The 13,181-nt window shown below is 35.0% G+C and carries 10 protein-coding genes and 2 riboswitches; of the genes, 3 read left to right on the top strand and 7 right to left on the bottom strand.

What is annotated here, in order from left to right:
- Positions 1-231: 231 nt before the first annotated feature.
- The 4 genes from DEX24_RS02570 to DEX24_RS02585 all read right to left on the bottom strand — a co-directional run bounded on the left by DEX24_RS02570 (position 232) and on the right by DEX24_RS02585 (position 5,163).
- Complete coding sequence (locus DEX24_RS02570) at positions 232-1,089, bottom strand: helix-turn-helix domain-containing protein (protein WP_109304833.1); 858 nt, start codon at positions 1,087-1,089, stop codon at positions 232-234.
- Positions 1,090-1,207: 118 nt separating this feature from the next.
- A complete protein-coding gene (locus DEX24_RS02575) occupies positions 1,208-2,554 on the bottom strand; it encodes a nucleobase:cation symporter-2 family protein (protein ID WP_109304834.1) in 1,347 nt (448 codons plus the stop codon).
- A 15-nt stretch (positions 2,555-2,569) separates the two neighbouring features.
- Positions 2,570-3,166 carry a xanthine phosphoribosyltransferase gene (locus DEX24_RS02580; RefSeq protein WP_373863544.1) on the bottom strand — a complete coding sequence of 199 codons (597 nt, stop codon included), beginning with the start codon at positions 3,164-3,166 and terminating at the stop codon, positions 2,570-2,572.
- A gap of 115 nt (positions 3,167-3,281) precedes the next feature.
- A riboswitch (purine riboswitch) is annotated at positions 3,282-3,383 on the bottom strand.
- Positions 3,384-3,699: 316 nt separating this feature from the next.
- Positions 3,700-5,163, bottom strand: a complete 1,464-nt coding sequence (locus DEX24_RS02585) for an amino acid permease (protein WP_109304836.1) — start codon at positions 5,161-5,163, stop codon at positions 3,700-3,702.
- Between the two features lie 134 nt (positions 5,164-5,297).
- A riboswitch (Lysine riboswitch) is annotated at positions 5,298-5,478 on the bottom strand.
- Positions 5,479-5,665: 187 nt separating this feature from the next.
- On the opposite strand from DEX24_RS02585, the gene DEX24_RS02590 reads away from it, so the two are divergent.
- Both DEX24_RS02590 and DEX24_RS02595 read left to right on the top strand, forming a co-directional pair.
- Positions 5,666-6,877, top strand: a complete 1,212-nt coding sequence (locus tag DEX24_RS02590; RefSeq protein ID WP_109304837.1) for a CynX/NimT family MFS transporter — start codon at positions 5,666-5,668, stop codon at positions 6,875-6,877.
- Positions 6,878-6,910: 33 nt separating this feature from the next.
- Complete coding sequence (locus tag DEX24_RS02595; RefSeq protein ID WP_109304838.1) at positions 6,911-7,531, top strand: LysE/ArgO family amino acid transporter; 621 nt, start codon at positions 6,911-6,913, stop codon at positions 7,529-7,531.
- Between the two features lie 325 nt (positions 7,532-7,856).
- Here DEX24_RS02595 and DEX24_RS02600 read toward each other — a convergent pair whose 3' ends face one another.
- Positions 7,857-8,951, bottom strand: a complete 1,095-nt coding sequence (locus tag DEX24_RS02600; protein WP_109304839.1) for a nitric oxide synthase oxygenase — start codon at positions 8,949-8,951, stop codon at positions 7,857-7,859.
- A 500-nt stretch (positions 8,952-9,451) separates the two neighbouring features.
- Between DEX24_RS02600 and DEX24_RS02605 the strand changes: the two genes are divergently transcribed.
- Complete coding sequence (locus tag DEX24_RS02605; RefSeq protein ID WP_109304840.1) at positions 9,452-10,945, top strand: catalase; 1,494 nt, start codon at positions 9,452-9,454, stop codon at positions 10,943-10,945.
- A 135-nt stretch (positions 10,946-11,080) separates the two neighbouring features.
- On the opposite strand, the gene DEX24_RS02610 is transcribed toward DEX24_RS02605, so the two are convergent.
- Both DEX24_RS02610 and DEX24_RS02615 read right to left on the bottom strand, forming a co-directional pair.
- Entirely contained in the window at positions 11,081-12,376 is a 1,296-nt protein-coding gene (locus tag DEX24_RS02610; RefSeq protein WP_109304841.1) for an ABC transporter permease, read from the bottom strand.
- On the bottom strand, positions 12,366-13,061 hold the full coding sequence (locus DEX24_RS02615) for an ABC transporter ATP-binding protein (protein WP_109304842.1): 696 nt from the start codon (positions 13,059-13,061) through the stop codon (positions 12,366-12,368). Before DEX24_RS02615 ends, DEX24_RS02610 begins: the two co-directional genes overlap by 11 nt.
- Between the last annotated feature and the right edge of the window lie 120 nt (positions 13,062-13,181).

Raw genomic sequence — 13,181 nt, forward strand, 5'->3', positions numbered from 1 at the left:
CTATAAAAAAAATAGTCCGACGTCACCTATTATGTTGACATGATTTGCTTCCTTCATATCACACTATTTTTCTATTGGTTCGGACGAATACACCCCTAGTTCTTTATCCTAGCCATCCAATTTCCAACATATAAAGCGGCATTTAATTGAAGTAAAGCCCACTGAAGGCGTTGAGTATATATCGTATTGTTTGAAGTACCTAACAAATAGCCTAGAATGTCAAAAATACCTCTACAGATTAGTAGAGGTATACTTGTTATATTCTTCTTCAATACGCAATAATAAATCAGTTGCTTCATAGGCTTGTAGCACATTTTTAGCTTGTTGATGATCCTTGTAGCTATCTGTAAAATTTAATTTTTTTTTACAAATTGCTCGCCTGGATAGATTGAGGGCTAACATCGTATATGTCATATGTTTGCGATTTTTCAAACGATTTTCGATTAACTGAAGTGCCTCATGATAGCGCCCAGCTTTAATGAATAATAATGCCAGATTTATATTGTATAAATCACGATATTGTTCTACATCATCATGCGCTTTATAATCTTCCAAACGAGTCAATACACGCTGTGTAAAAGCAATGGCGATATCTAATGGATATAAAATTAACATCATATTAATTAAACGCATATCGTGTAAATACCATTGGTCATACGTTTTTAATCTCAACCAAATCGGTTCAATTAGCTTACGCGCTTTGTCAAAATCCTCTGTATCTGAAATAATGATTTGTGCTTCACATAACAAATAGACTTCTCGTATTTCCACGTCATCTGCAATCTTCAAATAATTCATTGCTTGTTCTTTTATTTGATTGAGTTTTTCTGGATCATTATAGTTTAACTTGAAAAATGATTTTATAAGTTGTCTTTTCGTATTATGTTCATAACCATTGCTTATAAATTCGATTTCATCTGGTGTTAAATTTAATCTTTTGGCAATTTTTATAAAATCAACAGCTGCTAAATCACGTGTTCCTGCTTCTATTTTAGAATAAGCACCTTGTGAAATAATTTTGTGTGATACATTTAGTTGACTATACCCACGATTTAAACGAATTTCTTTTAATATAGTACCAAACTCCATTTATTTCACCTCTATTTTCTACACTTTTATTACTTCTATAAAATATAGCGTGAATCCTCTAAATTTTCAAAAAAAATACCCTTAGATAATAAAAACTCTAAGGGATTATTCTAAAAAGCTATTTTTCAATTGATACTGCTTGTTTTTCTATTAACTCTGGTGTTTCAAGCGTTGCCATTTCATCGACTTCTTTGACATCTCGACGCCAAGGAATCATATTAAAAATAATATTCATGATGATTGCTGTTAAAGAACCTGCGACAATACCATTACTCGTCAAAATACTTACTTTTTCAGGTAGGAAATTGAAAATAGTAGGTTGAACAGTAATGCCAAGACCCATCGCTAATGAACAAGCAATGACCATCGTATTTCCTTCAGATTCAGAAACAGCACGACCAAGCATTTTAACACCTTGTGAAATAACCATACCAAACATCGCAATCATAGCACCACCAAGTACTGGTGTTGGAATGATGGTTACCAATGCCGCTACTTTTGGTAGGAAACCAAGAATGATCAGCATAATACTCATAATCACGATAACAGAACGATTTTTCACGCCTGTTAATTGCATTAAACCAACATTTTGAGAAAATGCTGTGTAAGGGAATGCATTGAAAATACCACCAATAATTGATGCTAATCCTTCAGAGCGATAGCCTCGAGCTAATGACTTTTTATTGATTGGTGTTTTCGTCATTTCACTAAGTGCAAAATAGGAACCCGTTGATTCGACTAACGAAACGATTGCGACAATTGTCATTGTAATAATCGGCACTGCATGAAATTCAGGTGTTCCAAAGTAGAACGGTTGAACCATATGTAACCAATCTGCATCTGCTACATTTTGGAAACTTACTTTTCCAAGCATTGAAGCAACGAATGTTCCTACAATCAAACCAACTAATATAGCAATCGAGCGGAAGAAACCTTTTGTAAAGCGGTAAAACAAAACAATCAACAACAGTGTTCCTAATGCTAATAAGACATTTTCAGCCGAGCCGTAATCAGCAGCATCTGCATTACCACCTGCTGCATTGTTAAATGCTACTGGAATTAATGTAATACCGATAATCGTTACGACCGAACCTGTTACGATTGGTGGGAATAATTTAACAAGTAAACCAAAGACACCACCGATTAATACTACGATTACACCTGAAGCGATAATCGCACCATAAATTGAACCTAAACCATAATCTGTACCGATACTAATAATCGGCATAACGGCTGTAAATGTACAACCTAAAACGAGCGGAAGTCCGATACCAAAAGCTTTACCACGCATTACTTGTAGTAATGTTGCAACACCACACATCATAATATCAATTGACACTAAATACGTTAATTGTTTTGCGTTAAACCCTAATGCATTACCAATAATCATTGGTACTAGAATCGCGCCAGCATACATTGCCAGCAAATGTTGCAGTCCAAGAGTCGTTAGTTTAAGCTTGTTCATCTGAAAAAATGCCTCCTAAGCAAATTGTACTTTCCCGTTTTCTAATGAAGAAATAATAGCTAATGAATCTACACGATGACCCGCATCACGAAGTGCTTTGCCTCCAGGTTGGAAACCTTTTTCAATGACAATGCCGATGCCGCTAGTTATTGCACCAGCTTGTTCAACGATTGACAATAAACCTTTTGCTGCTTCGCCATTTGCTAAGAAATCATCGATTACTAGCACTACATCTTCTTTATTTAAAAAGTCTTTAGAAACTGAAATGTCGTTTGATTCTTTTTTCGTAAATGAATAAACAGGAGCTGAATAAAAATTATCTGTTAATGTAACAGATTTACGTTTACGTGCAAAAATAACTGGAATCCCTAAAATTAATCCTGCCATAACAGAAGGTGCAATACCTGACGACTCAATCGTAACAATTTTTGTCAGACCTGCATCTTTATATAAATCTGCAAATTCTTGACCAATAGCTTGCATTAATTGTGGATCAATTTGATGATTTAAAAATGAATCTACTTTTAGTACATCTGCTGATAAAACTTTACCGTCTTTAATAATTTTGTCCTGTAATGCTTTCACAATAAGGAACTCCCTCCGTTGATTCATTGCATGTCGTTGTTTTAAATAAAAAAACTCAAAGTATACTTGCGCCAGTTCATGTAGATAGGGGCAAGTACTCTTTGAGTTTGATTTTATGTATACGTAAATACACTTAAAAAACAGTATGAGTGATGCTTCCCATAGTCAATTCATTTACGGTGAATCGGTAGATACTCGTAGGCCATATTCCCACTATTATATGAGTGAATGCTTATTTATGTTTTGATTAGAATGTACAAATTATATCACGGGAAATAATAATTACAAGATGAATGTTTAAATTAAAAATATTCAGTCAGCAATTAAGTGAATTATCGTAATACAGCTATTTTCAAGCCGCAATACAAACGTTACCTTTATATTATACGAAATCGTTCGTGAATGGAAGTCTTTTAGAGAAAAAAATAGATATAATATAAAAAAAATACGGATAAGACAAATCATCTTTTCATGCGTTGTTTTACATATCTAATTATTTCCCATTGGAAATAATAGACAAAAGGACATCAAATAGTATGTATTTGATGTCCTTTTATTTTTTATTTATGAGGTGTGATATCCGCTTCAGTAAGTTTCACTACTTTAGTCTTATGTTTGATTTTATACCCAATCCAAAGTGCTGCGAAAATCGGCAGTCCGATATAGGATACTGCGATTTCATACCAATCTACTTTACCTCCTTCAAAGGCAAAATAACTTTGACCTACTACAATAAAACCACATAACAAGAAAGCAAAGATAGGACCAAATGGGAAAAATTTAGATTTATATGGTAACGCTGTATCTAAATCGATTTGTTGAGCTGCTAATGCTTTACGGAAACGATAATGACTAGCTGCTATACCTAACCATGCGATAAAACCACACATTCCAGATGCACTTAACAGCCAAGTATATACTTGCGTACCAAAAATAGATGTTAAAAATGATAACGATGCAACAATTAATGTTGCAATCATTGCTGCCGTTGGAATACCACGACGATTTAATTTTTTGAAAACTTTAGGCGCTTTACCTTCCATCGCTAAATTCCACAACATACGTGATGATGCATATAAACCTGAATTACCGGCTGATAAAATGGCCGTTAATACAACTGCATTCATAATCGAAGCTGCAAATGCAATTCCTGCATTTTCAAATACTAATGTGAATGGACTTGTTGTAACATTTTCACCATTATTAATTAAATTGCTATCCGTATATGGAATCAATAAACCAATTGCTAAAATGGCTAAAATATAAAAAAGTAAGATACGCCAAAAAACTGATTTAATTGCTTTAGGAATTGATTTTTCAGGATTTTTTGTTTCACCAGCTGTTACACCTAATAACTCCGTACCTTGGAATGAAAAACCTGCTGCTAAGAAAATACCCAGCGTTGCGAAAAAGCCTCCATGAAATGGTCCATCACCTGATAAGAAATTCGTGAATCCTACTGGCGCATTGCCTCCTAAAATTCCGAAAATCATTAAACAGCTAATTATTAAGAAAATAATAATCGTCACCACTTTAATTAATGCAAACCAGTACTCACTTTCACCAAATGCTTTAACAGATAAATAATTTAAACCGAATATAACAAGTAAAAACGTTAAGCTCCAAACCCAAGATGGTGCATCTGGAAACCAATAAGCCATAACAATTGTTACAGCGGCAATTTCAGCGGCAATTGTAACAGCCCAGTTATACCAGTAGTTCCATCCGAGTGCAAAACCAAGCGCTGGATCGATAAATTTTGTTGCATACGTACTAAATGAACCGGATACAGGCATATAGGCAGCCATTTCACCTAAGCTTGTCATAAGGAAAAATACCATAATACCAATGATGCCATAAGCGACTAGTGCACCACCTGGACCTGCTTCAGCAATTGAATTACCACTTGCTAATAAAAGTCCTGTTCCGATTGTACCACCTAAAGAAATCATCGTAATATGACGACTTTTTAATGCTCTTTTAAGGCCAATTTCTTCACTTTGACCATTTTCTAAGCGACTCATTTATTCTCCTCTTTCCATATCATTGCAGGGAACTTGTAAGGATGAGCTGAAAATTGTTATTATTTCCTAGGAAATAATAAAAACCATCTCAAGAAGTCTTGGATGGCTTTTTGTAAACAATTACCCATCAACCTTGAAAAGATAGCTCAACACATTCTCACGAATGTGACAGTTCTGCACCTATTAAGCGACAGCCCCAGCCTAAATATGATTGAGCATATTTAAACTTCGGCAATAAACCCTTTCATCCACCGTCAGCGATGCTCTAACATCTCTTGTGGACTACTGTTGATTATTGCGACCTCTACCTCATCTATTGGATGAGGCATTGCAATATTTATTTTTCTATTACACTATTCTAATACAATTCAACTTTGTTTTCAAGACTTAAATTGATGTATTTTTATGGTAAATATAAGTGTTTCGTAATGCGAAAAATCACTATTGATGAAAGCTTACTTAAATGGTAGGCTAAATGAAACTTTTAAATAGGAGGAAACTCATGCAATCATCTGATAACAAAACATATTCAACAAAAAATAAATTGAGTGCCTCCGCTTGGTTGCTTATTTTAGGTATTGTTTTTATTGCATTAACATTGCGCTCTCCTCTAACATCGGTTGGGCCTATTATTGATGAAATTCGCAAGGCCTTACATATTTCTAATGTTGCTGCAGGTTTTATAACAACCATTCCACTATTGGCATTTGCGATTGTGTCGCCAATTGTTCCAAAAATCGCACGTAAAATAACGGTCGAAAAGTCTTTACTATTTGCGACTATTATTTTGGCCATTGGTATTGCACTTCGTTCCAGTGGCAGTATCTCGATGCTCTTTATCGGCACCGCATTAATCGGGATTGGTATTTCTTTTGGGAATGTTTTGCTACCTAGTTTAATCAAATTAAAATTCCCATTAAAAGTTGGTATTATGACAGCCATCTACACTGTTGCAATGAATTCTTCGGCTAGCTTAGCTGCTGGTGTTAGCTACCCAATTTCTACACTACGTTATGGCTGGCAAGGAACGCTTGGTATTTGGATTATTTTTGCGATCTTAGCCATTATTATTTGGATGCCACAGACAAAAAATGTACAGCTAGAAAAGCCTCCTACATTAGCTGAACAACATGAGAAAAAACCGATGTGGCGCTATCCACTTGCTTGGATTATTATGCTAGCAATGGGTTTTCAATCGATGCTTTTTTATACAACTGCCGCATGGATTCCTGAAATGTTTAAAGCACAGGGTTTAAGTGCTGGTCAAGCAGGTGCCATGTTCTCTATTTTACAAATTGCCCAAATCCCGATGACTTTCATTACACCAATTATTGCGAGCAAACTAAAAGATCAGCGACCAATTGTAGTTTTCTTCGGCATTCTCTATATAATTGGCTTCGGCGGTTTACTAATCGGTTTAACCGATTATTCTGCACTGTGGATGATTTGTATCGGCCTAGCTGGTGGTGCATCATTTAGTACATGTATGATGTTTTTCTCATTGCGGGCCAAAGATGCCTTTGAATCCGCAGATTTATCTGGTTTTGCCCAATCACTTGGCTATTTATGTGCTGCAATAGGTCCAGTCTTATACGGTTATATACACGATAAATACGATAGTTTTGATACCGCAAATTTTATGTATATCATTGTCGTAATCATCTCTGTTACTGCCAGTTTCATCGCAGCTAAAAATCGCTATGTCACAGGTTAATTCTGATCAAATCAATAGAAGGAGTTATTTTGTATGAATGAAATTCTAAGGGGTGCATTAACTGCTGGGACTTTGATTGTCGCGATTGGTGCTCAAAATGCCTTTGTCCTCAAACAGGGTTTGCTAAAGAACAATATTTTCTGGGTATCATTCATCTGTTTTTTATGTGATGTTTTACTCATGTTTATTGGTGTTTTGGGTGTTGGTACAATAATTAATAATAGTACTTTTGCCACTGCTGGACTTGCAATCTTTGGCGGCTTGTTCTTGCTTTTTTATGGGCTCAAATCTTTTCGTAGTGCTTGGTCTTCATCAAGTGCCATCGACCTTTCTGCCGACTCTAAAATAATTCCTATCCATAAAACGATTCTAGTGACGTTAGCCATCACTCTTTTGAATCCACATGTATATTTAGATACAATTGTTGTAGTTGGCGGAATTGCTGGAACATTAAGTTTTGATCAAAAAGTTAATTTTTTGATCGGGGCACTTATCGTATCGTTTGTTTGGTTTTTCGGTCTAGGGTACGGCTCAAGATGGCTTATTCCCATTTTCAAAAAGCCTAAAGCTTGGAAAATCTTAGACTTTGGTATTGGGTGTCTCATGCTTTGGCTTTCTTATCAATTAATACAGTTTGCTATAGAGACTTTTTAAAACATAAAAAGAGCCTGAGACAAATGTATTTTCAACAGAGAAAATCCCGTATGATTTTTCGAAATCATACGGGATTTTTCATTTCGATCTACTGAACGCTTTCCGCACGTTCAATGGATTTGATGATTCGTATTGGAGACATACTATTTTTCTTCTGTCTCAGGCTTTTTTTCTTTAATTACCTATTTCTCTTTCGGTTAAGTGCGTTGAATCACATTGCATTACCAGAAAATAATGTGCAAAAAAGAATATTCACACGCCGATTCTACTAATTTAGAAAATCAATATACTACATAGTTTCAGTATTTTTAAAAATCATTTATCATCAAATTTCGATTGTATCAATTATTAAAGGCCGATACAGATTTGGTTGATAGACAAAATTTGGTGATTTTTTTGTATTATCATAGCGTTGATGAAAAACATGTGTTGTAGCTGGTGCTAGTGGTGGAATAAGCCATGTCCAATTACCTGTTATCGTTCGATTTTCTACATTTTCCTGCTCTTCAAATAGATGGAATTGCTGTGCTGCTGTATGATGATCAACAATGCTTACACCTTGATCCTTATATGAATCCAATACTGCTTGATTCAATTCGAGCAATGCACGATCTTGCCATAGCGTGCTGGCTTTTTTCGTATTAAGCCCCATTTTTTCAGCAATAATTGGTAGCATATTGTAGCGGTCTGTATCTGCTAAATTACGTGCACCGATTTCCGTTCCCATATACCAACCATTAAAAGGCGCTGCATTAAATTGCATGCCACCAATTTCAAACCCCATATTAGAAATGATGGGTACTGCATACCACTTCAAGTGTAATTCTTTAAACCAATCATACTCTGCATGGTGCAATGCTACTTCCAACACGTCTTCTGATGGAATAGTAAATAGTTGTGGCGGACGTTCATCTATTTGAATCACTAAAGGTAAAACATCAAAATGCCCACCTCTTCCTTGCCAGCCCAATTGTTGACAACGCTTGGTTAGCTCTAGCGAAATCGGATCTCCAATAATTTCCCCATCTTCTTCATAAGCTGCATAACGTATGAGTTGATCATTCCAAATATGCACTCGATTTTGCGCATAAATCGATATAGTTGGGCGGATTTTACCACCATTTGTCGCATAGCGAATATGCTCTAAAAGTGATTGAAATATAGCTTCCTCATTATCTAAATGACGGTGGTCATTAACATATAACGATTTCCAAAATAAACGACCGATGCATTTATTACTATTACGCCATGCTAATTTCGCACCATATTGTAGTTCCTCTTTTGATAAAAAATAAGAACCTTGCTCAGTAATTTCTTGTGCAATTTGTTCCAATCTACGTTTTTTTTGTTCTTCAGGTAGCTTCATTTCATTGTAATATTGCATTATAAATCGTTCTGCTTTGTCAAACACAAAATCCACTTCCTTTTATTTCACTTCTCCCATCATAAAAGATATTTCAAAGAAGGAACAGCAAACACACTCAAATTCAAAGATGTACTTTAGATACTTGTAAACATTTGTTCATATTTTCAATTAGAACATTTTTATCATTTAATTGATAATATATTTTCCAAATATTATATAGAAAAAATGAAAAGACTACTTTTTTCTTAGTAGTTAAAAAAGTACCTGTCATTCTTCAATTTTATTGAGCAAATATACATATATTGATATTATTAAGTGTTTAAAATCATTAGAAAAAGGGAAAAGTATATTATATACTACGCCAACTCCCATGAAATACTTACCCATTTTATGGTATCGTTAAATATAAGAATTACTTAACGATAATTATTATAATTTACTTCATATTCTAATTAAGATATGGTAAAGTGAAGTTAGTAAGCGTATTACAATACTTTTTTAATCATTTTGGTTTCGATCGACCACTACTTAAAAACTAGGAGGCTTTACTTTTAATGACTACTAACAATAATAATAACAATCAAAAATTAACAACTGCTGCAGGAGCACCTGTTGTAAGTAATACAAACTCAATGACTGCTGGTAAGCGCGGCCCTGTTTTACTACAAGATGTCTGGTTGATTGAAAAATTAGCTAACTTTAACCGTGAAGTTATCCCTGAACGCCGCATGCATGCAAAAGGTTCTGGCGCTTTTGGTACATTTAAAGTAACACATGATATTTCTCAATACACAAAAGCAAAAATTTTCTCTGAAATTGGCAAAGAGACTGAAATGTTCGCTCGTTTCTCTACTGTTGCTGGTGAAAGAGGTGCTGCAGATGCCGAACGTGATATTCGTGGTTTTGCATTGAAGTTCTACACAGAAGAAGGGAACTGGGATTTAGTTGGTAATAATACACCTGTATTTTTCTTCCGTGATGGCATGCATTTCCCTGATTTAAATCACGCTGTAAAACGTGACCCTAAAACAAATAAACGCGATGCCAATAATAACTGGGACTTCTGGACAAACCTTCCGGAAGCATTACATCAAGTTACCTATATTATGGGGGATCGTGGTATTCCAAAGGGCTACCAGTATATGCATGGTTTCGGTTCGCACACCTATTCTATGATTAATGATGCCAATGAACGTGTCTACGTGAAATTCCACTTCACGTCTCAACAAGGAATCGTTAATTACACCGATCAAGAAGCAGAAGTTGTTGTCGGTAAAGACCGCGAATCGTCTCAAACTGAATTATTTGGGGATATTGAAGCAGGCAAATTCCCAAAATGGACAATGTCTATTCAAGTAATGACTGATGAACAAGCACAAAATCACCCGAATAATCCTTTCGATTTAACAAAAGTTTGGTATAAAGGCGAATACCCACTAATTCCAGTAGGTGAATTCGAATTAAACCGTAATCCAGAAAACTACTTTGCGGATGTTGAACAAGCAGCATTTGCACCTAATAACGTGATTCCTGGTATTAGCTTCTCACCAGATCGCATGTTACAAGCACGTTTATTCGCTTATTCAGATGCGCAACGTTATCGTCTAGGTGTAAACAATACACAAATCCCTGTAAATGCACCTAAGTGCCCTGTCCATACATTCCATCGTGATGGTTTAATGCGTACAGATGGTAATTTGGGTAATACAAAACATTATGAGCCCAACAGCTACGGTGAATGGAAAGAACAACCATCATACAAAAACCCTGCAGAAGCAGCTGGCCCGGTAGATATTTATGATTTCCGTGAAGATGATAATAACTACTTCGAACAGCCAGGTAAATTATTTAATCTAATGGACGATGCTGCAAAACAACGTTTATTTGAGAACACAGGTCGTAATATGACTGGTGTAGAGGACTTCATTAAAGTTCGTCATATTATTCACTGCTACAAAGCAGATCCAGCATATGGTGAAGGTGTAGCAAAAGCTGTTGGAATCGATATTTCAACAATCGACTTGAATCAAGAAATTTCTTACCACTAATATAAAACAGAGGCTGAGACATATCGTTAGCTCAGTTCATGCAAAAAGGGAAATTGCTACAGCAATTTCCCTTTTTGTTTGTTTTTTGAAAGCTTTTATCATATAACCAATTACTTATTTTGAAGAGATTTTTTATTAATCTTGTCTTAATGCTTGAATGACATCTGTTTTTGTCGCTTTTCTCGCTGGTCTCCAACCAGATAAAATCGCGACGCCAATACTAATTGCTGAAGCTATTATGACTAGTTCAAAAGGAATCGTCGAAAATATTATATCGTTATTTTCAAAACCATCTTCCTTTGTCGCAAATGTGACAATTTTCGGAATGAAAAAGTTAGCAGCCATACTAATAATATAGGAGATTGCCACAGCAATAGCTGTACCAATTAATCCAATATAAGCACTTTCCATTATAAATAATCGTTGAATGAGTTTAGGGCTTGCTCCGATTGCTTTCATAACGCCAATTTCACGTGTACGCTCAGTTACCGCCATAGACATCGTATTAAATATACCAATAGAAGCAATTAATACTGCGATTGTCCCGACAAAAATCAAGCCGGCTTTTAATGCCAAAAACAATAAATTCATTTGATCCAATTGTTCTGTTACTGTATATGTCGATAAATCCATGTCTTTTAATTGTGTATTAACAGCCTTTACTGCCTCTACATTTTTCGCATATACTTCATAACTAGAATAAAATACTTCTTCTTTTTTTGTTTCTGGATTAATTTTTATAATTGCTGGCATTAATTCTTCTGCAAATTTTTGACTGAGCAATATGGAACTGTCCATCATCCACTCTTTTTTGGGTTTTTCTTTTATACCAACAACAGTCATTTTTTTCGTCATTACTTTTTCATTTTTTTCACCGGTCAAAACAATAAGATTGATTTTTTTACCGAGTAAGCTAGCCGACATGCCAACATTCAATTTTTTGTCTTCTTTATTATTTTCTATCGCTTTTTCATCAGCCTTAGAATACATCATCGAATTTAAATGGTACCCAATGATGACCTCATTGTTATTTGTCGGGTAACTTCCTTCAGATAATTTAATATTTGCTTTTTCTGCTTCTTTATAATCAATTAACATCGTTTCTGGCATTGTTGAACGTTTATCATAATTCGTTTTAATCAATAAATTACCATCGATATTTGATTTTTTCACAACAGCTGTTACCTGATCAATCGCCTTTATTTTTTCACGATTAATTTTACCCTTACTCCCTTCATACACTTCAATTTTTGTTAATGAATCGTCCGTCATAATCTCTTTTTCTACTGTTCCTTGTAAACCAAATGCAATGGATGCTAAAACGATTAAAAAAGCACAGCCCATCGTTGTTGCTAAAATAGTTGTAAATACTCGCATTCTATTCTTTTTAACATGTTGACGTACAAAATCAATTTGATCTCTAAATTGCATGAGCTGCCACCGCCATCATTTCACCATCGTGCATACGGTATTTACTCGTTGTAATATTAGCCACTTCTTCATCATGTGTAATGATGATAAATGTAAGATCTAATACTTCATTTAATGAACGGATTAATGCTAGTATCTCTTGCTCCGTTTCGGAATCTAGGCTACCTGTTGGTTCATCTGCTAAAATGATGGATGGATTGGTTACAAGTGCTCTCGCAATACACACACGCTGCTGTTGCCCTCCCGACAACTCATTTGGATAGTGGTCTCCGACTTTTTCTAAACCAACCTTCAACATTATTTTTTCAACAGTTTGCTTACGTGCTGTTTTACCCATTCCACGTATTTTCAATGGTAATTCAATATTTTCAAACGCACTTAAGCCAGGCATCAATTGGAAATTCTGAAATATAAAGCCAACATTTTTCAAACGAAAATCAGCATGTGCTGTTTCAGACAAGTCTGTAATATCTTTATTATTCAAATAAATACGTCCCGATTTTGGTTTTAAAAATCCGGCAATAACATTTAATAATGTTGATTTCCCTGAACCACTTCTACCAACAATAGACACAATTTCTCCTGCTTCTACACTTAAATTGATATTTTGTAACACAGGTACATAATGTTCATGACCTTTACGTCCAATCGAAAATGTATGGTTAATATTCTTTAATTTAATCATATTCCGACTCCCCCTTTCGACTACTCTTTTTAGTATAGAATGTGATTCTTAATATATTCACTATAAAATAATGAAGTTTTTCTTAAGAATCTACTAAACCTACCTATTTGAGGTAACATC

It is taken from the genome of Kurthia sibirica (assembly GCF_003143975.1).
Taxonomy (GTDB): domain Bacteria; phylum Bacillota; class Bacilli; order Bacillales_A; family Planococcaceae; genus Kurthia; species Kurthia sibirica.

Bases quoted from the DNA above. Each gene is read 5' to 3' on its own strand.
- DEX24_RS02570 (WP_109304833.1), bottom strand. From the start codon at position 1,089: ATGGAGTTTGGTACTATATTAAAAGAAATTCGTTTAAATCGTGGGTAT.
- DEX24_RS02615 (WP_109304842.1), bottom strand. From the start codon at position 13,061: ATGATTAAATTAAAGAATATTAACCATACATTTTCGATTGGACGTAAA.
- DEX24_RS02610 (WP_109304841.1), bottom strand. From the start codon at position 12,376: ATGCAATTTAGAGATCAAATTGATTTTGTACGTCAACATGTTAAAAAG.
- DEX24_RS02605 (WP_109304840.1), top strand. From the start codon at position 9,452: ATGACTACTAACAATAATAATAACAATCAAAAATTAACAACTGCTGCA.
- DEX24_RS02575 (WP_109304834.1), bottom strand. From the start codon at position 2,554: ATGAACAAGCTTAAACTAACGACTCTTGGACTGCAACATTTGCTGGCA.
- DEX24_RS02585 (WP_109304836.1), bottom strand. From the start codon at position 5,163: ATGAGTCGCTTAGAAAATGGTCAAAGTGAAGAAATTGGCCTTAAAAGA.
- DEX24_RS02580 (WP_373863544.1), bottom strand. From the start codon at position 3,166: ATGAATCAACGGAGGGAGTTCCTTATTGTGAAAGCATTACAGGACAAA.
- DEX24_RS02590 (WP_109304837.1), top strand. From the start codon at position 5,666: ATGCAATCATCTGATAACAAAACATATTCAACAAAAAATAAATTGAGT.
- DEX24_RS02595 (WP_109304838.1), top strand. From the start codon at position 6,911: ATGAATGAAATTCTAAGGGGTGCATTAACTGCTGGGACTTTGATTGTC.